13 protein-coding genes are annotated in these 15,943 nt (G+C 47.5%); 3 read left to right on the forward strand and 10 right to left on the reverse strand.

The genetic code is table 11. From position 1 onward, the window contains the following. Positions 1–31: 31 nt before the first annotated feature. Positions 32–1,501, forward strand: coding sequence for a glycoside hydrolase family 28 protein (locus tag NQ542_RS15485; RefSeq protein WP_005635572.1), 1,470 nt, complete (start codon positions 32–34; stop codon positions 1,499–1,501). 411 nt (positions 1,502–1,912) lie between these two features. On the opposite strand, the gene NQ542_RS15490 is transcribed toward NQ542_RS15485, so the two are convergent. From NQ542_RS15490 to NQ542_RS15505, 4 genes are all read right to left on the reverse strand, one after another. Then, the gene (locus tag NQ542_RS15490) at positions 1,913–3,565 is read right to left on the reverse strand and encodes a glycoside hydrolase family 10 protein (RefSeq protein WP_005635575.1); all 1,653 of its coding nucleotides are present in this window, start codon (positions 3,563–3,565) and stop codon (positions 1,913–1,915) included. Positions 3,566–3,579: 14 nt separating this feature from the next. Continuing rightward, a complete protein-coding gene (locus NQ542_RS15495) occupies positions 3,580–5,901 on the reverse strand; it encodes a GH92 family glycosyl hydrolase (protein ID WP_005635576.1) in 2,322 nt (773 codons plus the stop codon). Between the two features lie 310 nt (positions 5,902–6,211). Continuing rightward, entirely contained in the window at positions 6,212–7,903 is a 1,692-nt protein-coding gene (locus NQ542_RS15500) for a tetratricopeptide repeat protein (protein WP_005635578.1), read from the reverse strand. A 243-nt stretch (positions 7,904–8,146) separates the two neighbouring features. Further along, complete coding sequence (locus tag NQ542_RS15505; protein ID WP_005635580.1) at positions 8,147–9,805, reverse strand: trypsin-like peptidase domain-containing protein; 1,659 nt, start codon at positions 9,803–9,805, stop codon at positions 8,147–8,149. A gap of 127 nt (positions 9,806–9,932) precedes the next feature. On the opposite strand from NQ542_RS15505, the gene NQ542_RS15510 reads away from it, so the two are divergent. Next, positions 9,933–10,370 carry a PepSY-like domain-containing protein gene (locus tag NQ542_RS15510; RefSeq protein ID WP_005651441.1) on the forward strand — a complete coding sequence of 146 codons (438 nt, stop codon included), beginning with the start codon at positions 9,933–9,935 and terminating at the stop codon, positions 10,368–10,370. A gap of 28 nt (positions 10,371–10,398) precedes the next feature. Then, entirely contained in the window at positions 10,399–11,241 is an 843-nt protein-coding gene (locus NQ542_RS15515; RefSeq protein ID WP_005635584.1) for a PepSY-like domain-containing protein, read from the forward strand. A gap of 203 nt (positions 11,242–11,444) precedes the next feature. Here NQ542_RS15515 and cobC read toward each other — a convergent pair whose 3' ends face one another. The 6 genes from cobC to cbiB are packed head-to-tail and all read right to left on the reverse strand — an operon-like array spanning position 11,445 to position 15,919. Then, positions 11,445–11,978, reverse strand: coding sequence for an alpha-ribazole phosphatase (gene cobC, locus NQ542_RS15520; RefSeq protein WP_005635587.1), 534 nt, complete (start codon positions 11,976–11,978; stop codon positions 11,445–11,447). 12 nt (positions 11,979–11,990) lie between these two features. Next, entirely contained in the window at positions 11,991–12,743 is a 753-nt protein-coding gene (locus NQ542_RS15525) for an adenosylcobinamide-GDP ribazoletransferase (protein WP_005635588.1), read from the reverse strand. A gap of 28 nt (positions 12,744–12,771) precedes the next feature. Further along, entirely contained in the window at positions 12,772–13,809 is a 1,038-nt protein-coding gene (gene cobT, locus NQ542_RS15530) for a nicotinate-nucleotide--dimethylbenzimidazole phosphoribosyltransferase (RefSeq protein ID WP_005635589.1), read from the reverse strand. 15 nt (positions 13,810–13,824) lie between these two features. After that, complete coding sequence (locus tag NQ542_RS15535) at positions 13,825–14,340, reverse strand: bifunctional adenosylcobinamide kinase/adenosylcobinamide-phosphate guanylyltransferase (RefSeq protein WP_005635591.1); 516 nt, start codon at positions 14,338–14,340, stop codon at positions 13,825–13,827. A gap of 4 nt (positions 14,341–14,344) precedes the next feature. Next, on the reverse strand, positions 14,345–14,950 hold the full coding sequence (locus tag NQ542_RS15540; RefSeq protein WP_005651443.1) for a S4 domain-containing protein: 606 nt from the start codon (positions 14,948–14,950) through the stop codon (positions 14,345–14,347). 15 nt (positions 14,951–14,965) lie between these two features. Continuing rightward, positions 14,966–15,919, reverse strand: a complete 954-nt coding sequence (gene cbiB, locus NQ542_RS15545) for an adenosylcobinamide-phosphate synthase CbiB (RefSeq protein WP_005651445.1) — start codon at positions 15,917–15,919, stop codon at positions 14,966–14,968. Between the last annotated feature and the right edge of the window lie 24 nt (positions 15,920–15,943).

Here is a 15,943-nt window from a genome sequence, read left to right on the forward strand (position 1 = left end):
TAAGAAGCTGAAATTAAGAAATTGAAGAATTATGAATGTGATTAGAAAAATAATGATCCTGTGCTTGTTGGCAGGAATGCTGATGCCGGTGTGGGCAAAAGATTACCAGATGACTATGTTCGGGATCAAGTCGGATGGGACGACCATGAATACCCGTTCCATACAAAAGGCGATCGACTTTATTTCCGAGAATGGGGGAGGACGTCTGGTGTTTACTGTCGGACGTTATTTGACCGGCAGTATTCATCTGAAGTCAAATGTGACGATCCATTTGGGAGAGGGTGCCGTGTTGGTCGGTTCCACCAATCCTTATGATTATGATATGGAACTGAATGCCTGGTACGGCTTGATCTTGGCGAATAAGCAGGATAATATCGGTATCACCGGCAAAGGGGTGATCGACGGTCGTGGACGTGAGCTTGCCAATAACTTCATCAACCAGGTTTATTCAGGGGTGATCAAGGACAAACTGCAGTTGGGACGTGTGGCCAACCGTCCGAAGCTGGTCTATTTCCGCGAATGCAAGAATGTGGAGATAAAAGGTGTGACGATGATGAATCCGGCTTTCTGGACACAGACCTACGATCAGTGCGAGAACCTGTTGATCGATGGTATCACGGTGCATAGCCGTGCTTACTGGAATAACGACGGGATGGATATTGTCGACTGTAACGGCGCATTGATCCAAAACTGTTATGTGGATGCGACAGACGATGCGATCTGCCTGAAATCCCATAGTGCCGATGCTGTTTGCCAGAATATCGAGGTGCGTAATAATACGGCTTGTTCAAGTGCAAGCGGTATCAAGTTCGGTACGGCTTCGACTGGTGGCTTCAAGAACATAAAGATTATCAACAATACTATATTCGACACGTTCCGTTCGGCTATAACGATCCAGGCGGTTGATGGCGGACTGGTTGAGAATATAGTGGTGGACAGCCTTCGTTCCATCAATACCGGAAATCCTATCTATTTGGTCGTGGGAGAACGTCGTGAGGGACGTCGCAGCCGGATGGACAACGTGCATATCTCGAATGTTTATGCCGAAGTCCCGGCAACGAAACCGGATGCAGGATATGACTACGAAGGGCCGACGGAAGATAATCCGCGTAATGTCTCGCCTTCCGGCATTGTCGGCTTGCAAGATAACAAGATTACGAATGTCTCTATCGAGAATGTCGAGATCGTCTATCCGGGCGGTGGTAACCCGTTGTATGCTAAAGTTGGGCTGGACGAACTGGATAAAGTTCCGGAAATGCCGAAAGCTTATCCTGAATTCTCTCAGCATAAGGAGTTGCCTGCCTGGGGATTTTATGTCCGCCATGCCGATGGGGTCACTTTCAAGAATGTGAAGCTGACTGCTTTGAAGAAAGACTATCGTCCGGCTATCGTCTTGGACGATGTGCACAACGGGGCATTTACAAAGATCAAAGTGGTTGAACCGTCTGCCGGAAAGAAGGAAAAGATACACGCTTACAAGTCTACGAAGATAAAAAAATAGAACGGGAGATACGGGAAACACATAAAAGGGGAGGGAATGCAAAATGTGCATATCCCCCCCGCTTTTTTATGTAGCGGAACAGACAATACTCCCCCTTCCTTCTTCGGAGCAGGATAAGAAGGAAAAAACTGTTTAAGAAAGACTGAACCAATCAAATGATGGTTTATCTGGCAATTACTGAATACGACTAGGAAAGACTGGGCTTATTTAAGTGACGATAGCTATGTTTCTGTCGTCAGACAGCCTGGTCATAAACCTTTTGCCTTTGGTCGAATACGTTTTCGCCCTTAGTCGAAAAGATTTTTGACAAGTGTCGAAAGGGCTTTTGACCAAGGGCGAAAAGTAAAGGTCTGGTAGTAATGGCCGTAAATACCTGTATGTTTTTGTTTTCTTTTCGTGATAAAGACGGCTTTAGAAATACCCGTGCGTTTCCACATCTCCATATTTGAGGGCTATCTCTACCCGTTTGACAGTGAATGTATCGTTATCTTCGGACTGGAACCCGATGCGGTTGTATCCCTGTTTGAGAACTTCGTCGGGTAGGATAAAGGCATATTCCTTTTCTTCTTTTTCCAGCCCTCGTTCCCTATCGTATAGGTGGGTGTAGGCCGGCATTTCTTTCTCAACGGCTTTTCCGTTTACTGTCAACCGGCAGGATGCCGGCCGACTGGTGCGGATGAATAGGATTGCTTCTTCCGGATATCCTTCCTCTACCGAATCGCCGATATAAAGATTGACTTCTTTCTCTTCTCCCTTGCCTATTTTTAGCGGGAGTGGAGAGTCCGGCTTTATATTATACTGGACAACCCCGTCAGACAGTGCATATATCTTATTCCTGTCTTTTAAAGTTTCCAACGATCCTAATTCCTGAAGCAGTTCCGGCATCATGACCCGGCAAACCTGGCCGCCGTCTTCCAGATACAGTTTCCCGTCATGTTCGGTATTGAGCGTGCCGAAATAATAATTGAACAGGTAGATCCCGTCTGCCCCCTGTGAGAGGATATGGGAACACATCCCCCTGTGCATGCCGTGTGACCAGAATTCCCGCGGGCGGTAGCCTCCGTCGTCGATCGAACTGTAGAACGGAATGTTGAGCTCTTTCCCCATTTCTTCCCTGAACTTGGCTACCGGCATGGCGGGATCGCCTCTCCAATGGACACCTGTACTGATAAAGTCCAGCAATCCGAGGCGTAGCCATTCGCGTATATCCAGTCCTTTCATCATGTTTTGCTCGACCGTCGGTGCCACACGTGCGGAGAGTAGGATCTTTCTGCCTTGTTTGGCTGAAATTTCATCTACTTTCTGACGGATGTCTTTCACCAACTGTGTCATCAGCGGTGCGTTCTGCGGCCCTGTGCCAGACTTGAAGTAAACGATAAAGCGCATGAAGTCGAGATCGTATCCGTCGATTATGTCGGCGTAATTTTCCAATTGCTCGGAAATAATCGCCAATTTGCGGTCGCGCACTTCCTTTATGGCAAAGTCAAAAGCCCCGCCGCTGTTATAACCTTGTGTCGTGTCGTTCAGCCAGTATTCCGGATGCTGAATCCAGAAATCGGTGTACCAGATCGGACAATGGGTAGTCGTATCATTGAAATGCAAGTCGTTCATCCGGTAAGTGATGAAGGCTTCCATCCCCTTCTCCTTTGCCCTTTTTAAGGTATAAGCGACCAAGTCCGTCCCCTCTTTTTCCAGGTTCAGATGGTTCCGGTAGTATTTTCGGAAAGAGTTGTATTGAGCTGTGTCGCAACCGCAATCCAACGTTCCGTTCAGATCGTCTCCCATCACATGGCCGTATTTGGAACGAACATAGAAGAAATCGCTGCCGGAACACATCATATAGGTCGTGACCTGTGAGTTCGCCACCATATCGACGCAGGAGTCCAAGTCGGCAAGCGTAAGCGGACGATACTTGAACCAGCGGTTTCCTAACAGGTCGGAACCGTCGTTGTTATGAATGATCCGGAATGTCCGTTCGGGAGTCTTTTTTACATCGGGTGCACAGGCAAAGAAAGCCTGTGCACATAAAAGAATCGAGAGATAGTTAATTATAAGTGATTTCATGGTGTGTTGTGTGTTTATTCGACTAATGAGTACGGCTTTTCCTCTGCTGTGAACTGCCTTCTCTTATTGGGGCTTGAAGTCATTTGGAAGACGAGTTCCCCTCCGTTCATGATGTCCTGATGGGTGATGTATGCCTTTTTGTAAGGTTGACCGTTTAGGGTGACAGATTTGATGTAGCGGTTCTTGTCACTGACCTTGTCCGCTCTGACTGTAAATGTTTTTCCGTTTTCCAGGTTTACCTGCATATAGGGCAGGTAAGGAGCTCCGATCACATACTGATCGGTTCCTGGGCATACCGGATAAAAGCCCATGGCTGAGAAGATGTACCAGGCGGACATCTGGCCGCAGTCGTCGTTGCCGCATAAACCGTCGATATTGTTGCGGTACATACGGTTCATGATTTCACGAATCCAGTATTGCGTTTTCCACGGTTCGGTAGTCCAGCTATATAAATAAGGGATATGGTGGCTCGGTTCGTTACCGTGGACATAAGTGCCGAGCAGGCCTTCTCGTGTCACATCTTCGGTCTGGGCGAAGAATTCATCCGGCAGATGCATGGTAAACAAGGAGTCCAGCTTGTTGATAAAACTGCGGTTTCCACCCATCAGGCGAATCAGATCGGACGGAGCCTGCGGAACATAGAAAGAGTAGTTCCAGGCATTTCCCTCGATAAAACCTTGTCCGTGTGTGCTGAGCAGATCGATCTCCTCTTTCCAGCTACCGTCTTTGTAACGCGGACAGGCAAAACCGAGACCGGGTTTGAACACGTTCCGGTAGTAGAGGGCACGTTTCTTGTAAGTATCGGCAATCTGTTTGTCTCCCAGCAAAAGGGCGGTGTGATAGACCGTCCAGTCTTCATAGGCATTCTCCAACGTGATGGAGGCGGAAGTGGGGGATTGGTCGAAAGGGACATATCCTAATTGTTTATACTCATCCGTATGATCATAATAAGGCACGTTTGAACTGCTGACCATCGCTTTGACTGCTTCCTGCTTGTCGATTGGCAAGCCTTTGGTGATGGCATCGGCCAGGACGGAAACCGAGTGATAGCCGATCATGCACCAGTTTTCGTTACCCATATGCGACCAGACCGGCAGCAGATGATGCACGCTTTGGCTGTAATGGGCGAGCATCGACTTTACAAGATTCGTACTGACATCCCGTTTGATGATGTTGAACAGCGGATGTAAAGCCCGGTACGTATCCCAGACTGAAAATACGGTATAGTTTGTAAAGCCCTCGGCCTGGTGGATGTTGTGGTCGATCCCTCGGTATTTCCCGTCTACATCCATATAAACGGACGGGTTGATCATCGTATGGTACAAAGATGTGTAAAGCATGGATAGCTGGTCGTTACTGCCCTCTGCATCGATGACGGATAGTGCGTTCTCCCATTTCCCATTCGTTTCCTGGCGGATCGTGTCAAACGATTTACCGGTAGCCTCTGCTTGCAGGTTCTTTACGGCTCCGTCTGTTCCGACAGCCGAAAGAGCCACTTTGATTTCGAGCGGAGCGCTTCCTTCTTTGAACTCGAAATAGGAAACAACTTTACGTCCTCCGATCTCCGGGAAGTTCTCTGCTGTATTGAAACGCCGGAAACCACCCGGATAGTTGACTTTTTCCCGGTCTGTATATCCGTAACGGGTGACCGGCTGGGAGAACGAGATGGCAAAATAGGTATAGTTTACGCGACTCCATCCGTTGGTAATGCGGTAGCCCGTAACCAAAGTGTCGTTTTCGACCCGGAGGTTTGCCCATAACACCTTGCCATCGTAATTGTAGATACCGTGGTTGAGGTCGAGTATCAGCTGTTTCTTCTGATCGGCCGGATAGGTGTATTTATGAATACCGGTCCGTTCGGTTGCTGTCAGTTGCACTTTGATCTGATCGTCGGTCAGCAACACTTCGTAGTAGCCTGGACGGGATATTTCGGTGTCGTGGCTGAATCGGGAACGATAGCCGCTGTCCGGATTATCAGCCGTACCAGGGTTGATCTGCAATTTTCCGGTGAAGGGCATCAGCAGAATATCACCGAGGTCGGAATGCCCCGTTCCGCTGAAATGGGTATGGCTGAAGCCGACGATGGAACTGTCTTTATGTTGGTAGCCGGCACAGTATTCATACGCGCGAGGCTGATAGACACCGTCGATGTTATGAGGAATGGTATCGGTATCAGGACTTACTTGTACGATACCAAACGGAGCGCAGGCGCCGGGAAATGTATGTCCCATCCCGTTTGTTCCGATGATCGGGTTTACCAGATCGGTCTTTTGTGCCATAATCGGCATGCTCATGTAGGCAAAGGCGACGATCAGTGATTTCATTAGTTTTTGCATATGTGTGTTTTTCTTATTTTCTAGGATGTCCAAAAGTAAGCAAAGTCGCAAATATGCAAATGTATTTTTTGTCGGATTTATTTAGATATTTGGCTAAATGGTGAAAAGCGGACGTTGGTCCTAACCGGCTTGTTTCCCTTGCGGACGCGATTTACCTGTTATGGCCATCAGACTGGCGATTGGAAAATAGATCAGTTTCCTCATGGCAATCACTGTTTTAATTCTTACGAAAATGCGTTTCCTGGTAAGAACAAAAAGGCCGCCTTTTTTTACAGAGGCGGCCTTTCGGATATATGGAATAAGTTTGTTATTACTTAACCAATGCAGCGAATTCGCTGTTAGTTGCATATTTTGCAAATTCCAGGTCGATAGCAGCTTCTTTAGCCATAGCCTTATCAGCAGCGATAGCAGCTTTCAGGTTGCTGATAACTGCGTTAGCGTCGTTTGTACGAGCAGCTACGATAGCTTTCAGGTAAGAAGTTGTAGCGTCGGGTTTAGCAACTGCGTTCAGAGTTTGAGAAGCTTTGCTGTAATCCTTAGTCAGGATCTGAGCCAAAGCAGCGTTGTTAGACTTAACTGAACCGAAAGAGTTGGCAGCCTTAGCCCATTCGCCCTGTTCCAGATACAGAACACCCAGAGCTTCGCCTAATTCAGCAACGCCTGCTGCGCTACCGAACAACTGTTGAGCCTTAGCCTGGTCACCCTTAGTCAGAGCGATCAAACCTAAGTTCATGTTAGCTTCCGGATTAGCTTTTACAGAGTTTGATTTGTTGAACATCTGTTCTGCCTTAGCCAAGTCGCCGGCACGGAATGCCATCATACCGATGTTGTTCCAAGTGCGGTAGCAGTTAGGATACAGTTCAGAAGCTTTTGTATAGATAGCCATCTTTTCTGCGTCGTTGTTAGTCAGAGTAGCAGCATACAGAATTTCTTCGATGTTCAGTTCAGAAGGATTGCTCTTGGCTAATGCGCTGATTTCGTCGTCAGACTTGCCGATGATTTCGATGTTGGCAGTCAAACGAGAACGACGAAGTTGCGGCAAGATTGTTTCTGCCAGATCAGAGTAAACAGCAGAGATATTCTTGATTTCTTTTTCTCTTGTTTCGGGATCCTGGTACATAGAGATAACTCTCAGTACGAGGTCTTTATCTTGCAAGTTAGATGCAGCTACCAATTCTTTGAAGCCTTCCCAGTCCTGAGCAGTGTAACGAGCGTCAACTGGAGCGTCAACCTTCATCTTCTTCAATTCTTTAGACAGGTATTTGCTTGTGTTGCCTTCACGTCTTTCAGCCAAGCCAGTGTTCAGTTTAACACCACCATCAGGAGAAGCGTAAGCAGAGATTTCGATTGCTACGTTCTGGTTAGGAGCTTCGTCTGCATTCTTAACAAGTTCTTTCCATTCTTTGATTGCGTCAGAGTTCAACTCTTGAGCACGCAGGTTAGCCTGTTGGATAAGGAACATGATGTTTGCGTCGTGAGCTTCTTTGATGATACGTTGGAATTTGTCTGCTGCAATAGCTGCATTAGCAGTAGCTGCGTCAGCCAGTTCGGATGTAGCGATCACACCTTCTCCGATTTTTACATCCGGCAATTTAACTGTCTTGTTCTTGATCTTTGCGTCGAAAGTCAGATACAATTCAGATTTCTTCATTTCCGGTTTGTAAGTGAAAGCAGATTTCATGGTTACGTTAGCACCTTCTTTCTGTGGGATAACTTGGTTGTTGCCCTTTACTTTTTCACCTTGGTAAGTGTAAGATGTTCCCCATGCTTCACCACCGGCATAACGAAGAACCGGAGTCACAGTTACAACTGCTTTTTTGTTGAACCATTTTGCAGGGAATGTGGCATTAATAGTCACAGGAACTTTGCCTCCGATGGCCTCAAGCGGCTGCGGTTCAGCTTTGATGTACTCTTCAGCTAACGGTTTCAACTTGTTTGAACAAGAAGAAAAAGTCAGAATTGCTGCCAATACGAGGAAAGGCATTAAATACTTTTTGTTCATAATTTGATGTAAGTTTAAAATGTTACTATGTTTATATATTCACTTTCAAATATCCCTTAGCCATCAAAGTGCAAAACTAAAGCATTTTTTTGTTATGAAGAGCAAACAAGAGATAAAATCTTTCCAATTAATACTTATTAATGAATCTTGTCTCCATTTTTTTCAGTCTGATGTCAAAACAGATAGGAAATGAATCCGGTGAATCCTTTCGGATTTTGTCTAACCCTTATTGTCAAATTTTAATCAAAACAGGGCTTTTTGAGTATAAAGTTTGTTATTGTAAACAATTTTCACAATATATATGCCGGCCGGGATCGAACCAATCGGCAAGGTCGTTTGTTGCCCGGTGATGGAATAATTGCGTATAGCCTTTCCTGTGAGCGAAACGAAGGTGAGGGAGGCCCGGCTGACGGGAACTGCAAAGTCGATGTGGATCGTATGCCGGTATCTGTCGACAGACAGGCTGACATCCGTTGCCGCTTCTATGTGCTCGTTGGCCGTTCCGCTTCCTTCGTTCGGATCCATTCCGTTGCAACTGCGAGCTGTTACTCCGATAGGATCGAGCCAGTATTTGAGCTGCTTGCTACTATCGGCCGGTTCGGACCAGCTTTTTTGTATGGAGAAAAAGAAGTCTTCGACCGGATTGAGACAGCTGGAAGCACCGCCTGTCAAGCCTCCGATGATCCGGTTGTCGCTATCAAAAAGGGGAGAACCGGACGAGCCTCCGGCTGTACATCCTGTCGCCCAACGGGCTACCTTCCAGTGTGAATTTTCATTGAAGTCGGTAACCTGTATTTTATAGGTCGTCAGCTCTACGTTTCCTTCGGCGAGGTTAAGCCTCTTGAGCGATCCACCCGGATGGTGGATACACGTATAAGGAGCTGTCCCCGCATCCAGAGCGTTCCAGCCGGCATAATAGGCTCGGTAATCGGCGGGTGGTGTGTCCTGCAATTCCAGTAATGCCATATCCGTTGATTCATTCACAGCCCGGAAATGGGCCGAAGCGATTGTCTGGTCAGTACGTCCAGGTTCAACCGGACTGCATTGGGGGCTGTTGTAATTGAAGTAACAGACAATATTGCCTGCCACCTCTTCATAATCTGGGTTTTTGATCTGGAACTGGTTATTCAAGCAATGCGAGGCTGTAAGGAGGTAAGGTTTTCCGTCGTTAGCCGTGTTGTTGACAAGCGTTCCCGTGCAACCGGTCGTCCCGTTGATAATCATCAGGACTACGCTGCGTTCGATAGCGTCGTAACGGGTTGTCGAATCCTGGTAGCAGGCGATGACCGGCATACATCTGAAAGCCGCAAAGTCGGGCTGCGGTTCCGAGAGTCTGAGGTTTCGATAGCCGTGGTTCACCTCGCCGACCGCGAGTTTTCCAGAGAAAGCGGTTTTCGCCGGTTCTTGGTATTCGATGATCAACTCGTCTCCCTGGATCGAGGCCACGGGCAGAATACCACGTTCCGAATTGTTCAGGTGGTTGAACGAGCCCAAGACTTCCGATTGGTCGCTATTGTACAGGAATACGCGTGCGCCTTCGGGCAGATGGTATTTACTGAACATTATATTGAGGGAGAGCGCACCTTCGGAACGTATCCCGAGTCGCCAGACCTTTGTCCCGTCGGACAGGGTGAAATGGACTCCGGAATTCTCCGGCGTATAGTCTGTCACGAACTTATAGGCAAAGCGGAATCCATTCCGTAGGCCGGTTGCTTCTAGCGAATCGAGCCGGAGCTGTTCCGCCAGGTCGAATGGGGGCATTGTAATAAACATATCCTCTGTCAGGCTTTTGGTGGCCGTGAGAGGGAGTGGCTGTCCTCCGTGACTGATCTGTGCCTTGACGGAAACACCGAGAAACAGGCATAATCCGAAATATATTATAATAATAAGATGCTTTGCCATAATAGCGACAAATATACGATTTTAGGAAAATAATCAGCTATTTCAGATTCATTTTAAAATTGCTCCTGATATTTGTCCTGTCAAAAGATTAGACAGATAAAAAGTAGAACTATAAAAGATGAATGAAATGAAGAAAATTTTAGCACTGTTAGTTTGCCTGCTTACCATAAGTACGGGCGTTCGCGCGGACGATGACCGTCCGGTTCGTTTCGACCAGCTGCCCGCTAAGGCACAGGCATATGTAAAGAAATATTTCCCACAGGAAAAGGTGGCGCTGGCAAAGATGGAAAAGGATTTTTTCGACAAGAAGTATGAAGTGATTTTTGCCAACAGCAGCAAAGTGGAGTTCTTTAAGGACGGAACTTGGAAAGAAGTGGATTGCAAGTATTCCACTGTTCCCGAAGCTGTCATTCCCGAAGCCATCCTACGCTATGTAAAGGCTACTTATCCCGATCATAAGGTCGTTAAGATCGAAAAGGAAGACCGGGGGTATGAGGCGAAACTTGCCAACGGTATGAAGCTGGAGTTTGACAATAAGTTTAACTTGATAGATATAGACAATTAATTAAGAACCGATTTTAAATAGAAATGGTATGATTAAAAATGTATTTTTACTTGCGGCACTATCTCTGTGCCTGTTCCAAAGTTGTGACAATGATGATAACGAACCGGTTCCCGGTTATGTGAGTGCCGAAACCAAAGCTGCTTTTGACGAAAAATATCCTGCGGCAAAAGATGTGGAGTGGGAGACGCGTAACGATTATTTGATTGTGGATTTCAAACAAGATAAAGTAGAGAAGGAAGCTTGGTTCGACAATAGCGGAACTTGGTATATGACGGAAACGGATATCCCTTTTGCACAGCTTCCCGATGCGGTGAAGACTGCTTTCCAGCAAGGTGAATATTCGACTTGGAAAGTGGACGATGTGGATATGATCGAACGCCGGGATGTCGAGACCGTCTATGTGATCGAGACGGAACAGGGCAATAGTGAGGTGGATCTTTATTATTCTCCGGACGGTATCTTGGTGAAAACCGTTCTCGATGCGGGTGGGAACGATGGATATGAAGATTTCATCCCGTCACAGCCTTCCTCTTCCGTAGATGCTTATGTCAAAGAACATTATCCTTCTGCCCGTATCTTGGATATCGACCGGGAAAAAGGTGTTACGGAAGTTGAAATATTGGATGGAACAGTTTGCCGCGAACTCCTGTTCGACGATGGAGGCGCTTGGATGCAGACTAAAACGGAACTTCGTATTACAGCGCTGCCGGACGCGGTAATGGCTGCTATCAAGGCTTCGCAATATGCAACCTATAGGATCGACGATGCTGATTTCATCGAGACTCTGACTGGCGAATGGTATCTCGTTGAACTAGAATCCGGCAAGCAGGAAGTGAAACTTCGCATAGACGCTACCGGAAAGATATTGTAGAAACCTACCGTTATCGCTTTCAGGTTCGTGAGAGAAAATTGGACATGGTATCCGGTATATCGGAGATAATCCGGCTTTGTTTTCCAGCCACCAAACAGGTGATAGCCCGTTCCCATGTCCAAAACTTAGTATTTGCAGTCGTGTAGGAGATGTGCAGTAGCATCCAAGGTAATTAGTGCTTCGGAGAAACGGACGCATGTTGCTTAATCCAATTCCAGCCTGATGACCGTTCCGTATGAAGGGACATTTTTGAATGCTTCTTTCAAGTCATATTCTCCGGCATAGACACGGGCACAGGTCAAGACTCCGCCATGTGCGAAAATGCATACTTTCTGCAGGTCACTTTCTCTTATTTCATTTAGGAAATGACTGACACGGGTATATTGATCTTGCAAGGATTCGCCCGAAGGAGCCGGAACATTGATCCAGTCGTTGAACCAGGCTTCCGATCGAGGATCGGAGGATAGTTCATCCCAAGATTTCATTTCCCATTCCCCGAAGCTGATTTCCTTAATGCGGTCTTCCTTTTCTGCGTCCGGGTAGCCGCAATAGGCGGCGAGGCGGGTACAGCGTGTAAGCGGGCTGCTCCACACTTTGTCGAATGTATGGCCGGATAAGTTTTTTTTTACGGCTTCGGCTTCATCTTCGAATGAAGGACGAAGGGGAACATCGGTTTGTCCGTATGCATAGCCGGCGGGAATGTCGACGGATGTATGTCTGACCAGATAAATTTCCATGTAATATATGTTTTATATGATTGTCGTATAAATAACGGCTATCCCTAAATAGAAACTCAGTTCGCAAAGCAAAAATGTTGCTCCGCAGCAGTCACCTGTATAGCCTTGTATTTTCTTTTTCATTAGAGAGGTGAGAAAATAAAAGACAAGAACAGGCAGTAGACCTGCCAGGAGATAAACGGGTTCCGGCAGCCAGAACATCGGAATCAGAGCGGAGAAAAGGCAACATGTATATTCACTTGTAGTCATCCGGCTGTAGACCGTTTTGTTTTTGGCCTCTTCTTCCTTGCGTGCGTAGGGAAGCCTATTGATGATCATTCCGGCAACTCCTTTGGAAAAAGGATCGCCTGCCAGTATCGCACTTCCGGCAAGAGTCAGTGGCAGGCTGCTCAACAATGTATATAGAAGTGCAAAATAAAGAATCAACCCGATCACCCCGTAGCTTCCTATATGTGAGTCTTTCATAATTGAAAGGATACGTTCGCGCGAAGTCCCTCCCCCGAAGCCGTCGAAAAAGTCGGCAAGTCCGTCTTCATGTAGGCAACCGGTTATCAGCAGCCGGGTGACGATTGCCAATAGTACGGCAACACTTGCCGGCAGTATCAGTGAAGCTGTGTAAAGTACGATTACGGAAAGCCCGGCTGTGAGCCAGCCGACTAACGCCCAGCGGCTGACTACATTCTTGAAATATTCCGAAGGAACTTCAGCCAGTCGCCAGAATGGTAGCCGGGTGAAAAATATAAAGGCGGCAAGGATACGGAGCATGGATTGGAAATTAATAATTAAAAAGAAGTTAGAAATATTTGGTGATGGAGGCTTGCTGGAAGCTGTGCATCTCGTTGATCATGCGGACTGCCGAGTCCACAATCGGATAGGCGCATACGGAGCCGGAACCTTCACCCAGGCGTAAGCCGAGATTTAGCAACGGCTTGGCTTGTAGGATATCCAGTACACGTTTGTGTCCGGCCTCGTCTCCGCAGTGTCCGAATATGCAGTAGGGAAGCATTTCCGGATACAAGTGTGAAGCAGCCAGTACGCAGTTTGTCATGATAAAGCCATCTACCAGAATAACCATCTTCAATTCTGCCGCGCGGAGCATGCCTCCCACAGCCATCACCATCTCGTAGCCGCCGAAATAGCGGATTACATCCAACGTGCTGTTGTCTCCCTTGTAGTTCTCGAGTGCCTTTCTTAAGATATTATATTTATGTTTGACCCCTTCGTTATCCAAGCCGCTTCCGGCGCCTACGCAATCGACCAGTGGAATCCCTGTCAGGCAAGTCATCCACATACTTGACGCAGCGGTGTTTCCGATTCCCATCTCACCAAAACTGATCACGTTGCTCCCTTTGTCGTGGCAATCCGTGACAATGTCGGCTCCATATCGGATGGCCAATTCCATTTCATCCTGTGTCATGGCTGCTTCATACAGGAAGTTGCGGGTCCCTTTCCTGATTTTCCGGTCGATCAACTCTGGGATGGCAGGGAAATCGAAATCCACACCACCGTCGACTATCTTGATTTCGAAGCCGTGCTGGCGTGAAAGGAAACAGATGCCTGCTCCCCCGTTCAGGAAGTTGTGTATCACCTGGCGTGTTACTTCTTTGGGTGATTTGCTGACGCCTTCGTCGGCGATCCCGTGGTCGGATGCGTATATAACGTTGACCGGATGATGGAGCACCGGGGATAATGTTTGTTGGATCAGACCGATTTGAAGTGCAATTTCTTCAAGCGTACCCAATGACCCTTTGGGTTTCGTCAGATTATCGATTTTGTCCTGCAGGGCTGTGGCAATGGCGATATCAGGTTTTTGAATGTTGAAAGAGATCATGGTATAGTGTTTTTATTATTTTACCTTCATGGGAATACCGCTCACCATGAAGACAACTTCGTCGGCACGGGATGCGATGTATTGGTTTAACCACCCTTGCAGGTCCGTGAACCGGCGTTGCACCGCATCGGGAGAAACACCGCCTAACCCGATTTCGTTTGTAACGAAGATCAGATAGGCGTCCTGCTCTGTCAATTTATTAAATTCTTCTTTTAACTCGACCAGGGAACGGTTCGTGTCACCTTCATTGTCGAAGAAAAAGTTTGTACCCCAGAGGGTGACACAATCGATAACGACCACACGGCCGTTCAGATCGTGGCGGCTCAGGTATTTCTCTTCTTCGATATTCGTCCATTCCGGTCCCCGGTCGGCCTGATGGCGAAGTACACGCTCGCGGAACTCCTCGTCCCAGACACGTGATGTCGCCAGGTAAACCGGATTAGCTGTCAGTGACAAAGCAAGTTTTTGCGCATATCCGCTTTTTCCGGAACGTTGGCCGCCTGTCACTAAAACGATATGCTTTTTTCCCATTGTCTTATTCTCCTTTCGGTTTATTGCGGGCGGCAGCGCGTTTTGCCTTGTTGAGCGGGTTGTTCTTGCTTGTCTTGCGCAACGCAGCCGATTTTGGAGAAGAAGCCAAGCGTTGTGCAACGGCCGACCGTCCTAATGATTTGCCGAATTTGGGGCGCAAAGCCTCTTTCAGCATCTCTTTGTCGATGCCGGATGCCTTTGTCTCTTTTCTCGGACTTTCTCCATTGCGTGCAGCATGGCGGGCGGCTGCATATTTATTGTATTTTACATATTTGCCGGGGCGTAGGCCTTTTGAACCGGTTGCAGGAGAAGCCGCCTTCTTTTCGGAAGTCGCCGTAGACAAAGGCTTTGTCTTCTTCGCCTTTTTTTCTTGTCCGGCAAGTTCCAACTCTTGGATATTGATCCGTGCGGAAGATGTTTGTTTGCCCGTGTTCTTTCCGATTTTAATTTGTATGTCATCCAGCATGACGATATCGGCTTCGGTTACTTTCTGCCCGACTTGAGGTAGGCTGCCATTTACGGTGACACGTCCTTCTTCGATGAATTTGTCCGCTTCCCTGCGTGAACAAAGGCCGGAATCACTGATGAGTTTATTTAATCTTACTTCCATTCTGTACATCTTTATTTAGTGGATAATTATTGATATTAAACAAACAATAAGCCCCATGGCAAGTTCGGCATTGCTGTTTGTTTTGATGGCAATCAACATGTCTTCTGTTGTGAAAGTCCGTTCGTTGGTTCCGATATAAGGTTTTTCTACCGGCTTCCCGAAATAATCGTGGGTTCCTCCGAAACGGCAATTCAATATAGCGGCAAGGGCAGATTCCGGATAGCCTGAGTTCGGGCTGGCATGAGCCGGGCCGAAGCGCTTAACGAAATCCGTTTTGTTCAAGTTGCCGGAAACAGCCAGCATCAACCATGCTGTCAACCGGGCAGGGATATAATTGGCAAGATCGTCGAGCCTTGCGGCAATCTGCCCGAATTCTAAGTAACGTTCGTTTTTGTAGCCGATCATCGAATCGAGCGTATTCACCATTTTGTAAGTCATCATGCCGGGAAGTCCGAGCAGGGCAAACCAAAACATGGGAGCTATCACTCCGTCGCTCAGGTTTTCCGCGAGCGTTTCGAGAGCGGCGGCCCGTATCTCTTGTGGGGAGAGACGGGAAGTGTCGCGGCCTACGATCCGCCCGACCTGTTTGCGTCCTTCTTCCGTGCTGCGGTCTACTGCTTCGAAAACGGCTTTCACTTCTTTGACCAGCGTTTTTCCCGCCAGGCAGTAAAAGACGCCTATCCCGGATAGAATAGATGCTACTATCGGGTGAAAGTATCCGGCAAGCGCCAGTATCCGTTCGCAGAGCAAATACGTTCCGGCAACCAGTATGAGTGCCATGACGCCTCCTTTGACAGCCCGGTCGTTTCCTTTGTTCAGCGTCTTCTCTCCTAAAGAAATCACTTTGCCGAAACCAACAACCGGATGTGGCCATCCTTCAGGATCACCCAACAAGCGGTCTGCCAGCCATCCGCCGATGAACGGGAAGGCTTTTGCCATATAAAACGATTGATGGAACCAATAATACATAATAGTGGCAAAGGTAAAAATATA

This window comes from Parabacteroides merdae ATCC 43184, assembly GCF_025151215.1.
GTDB lineage: Bacteria > Bacteroidota > Bacteroidia > Bacteroidales > Tannerellaceae > Parabacteroides > Parabacteroides merdae.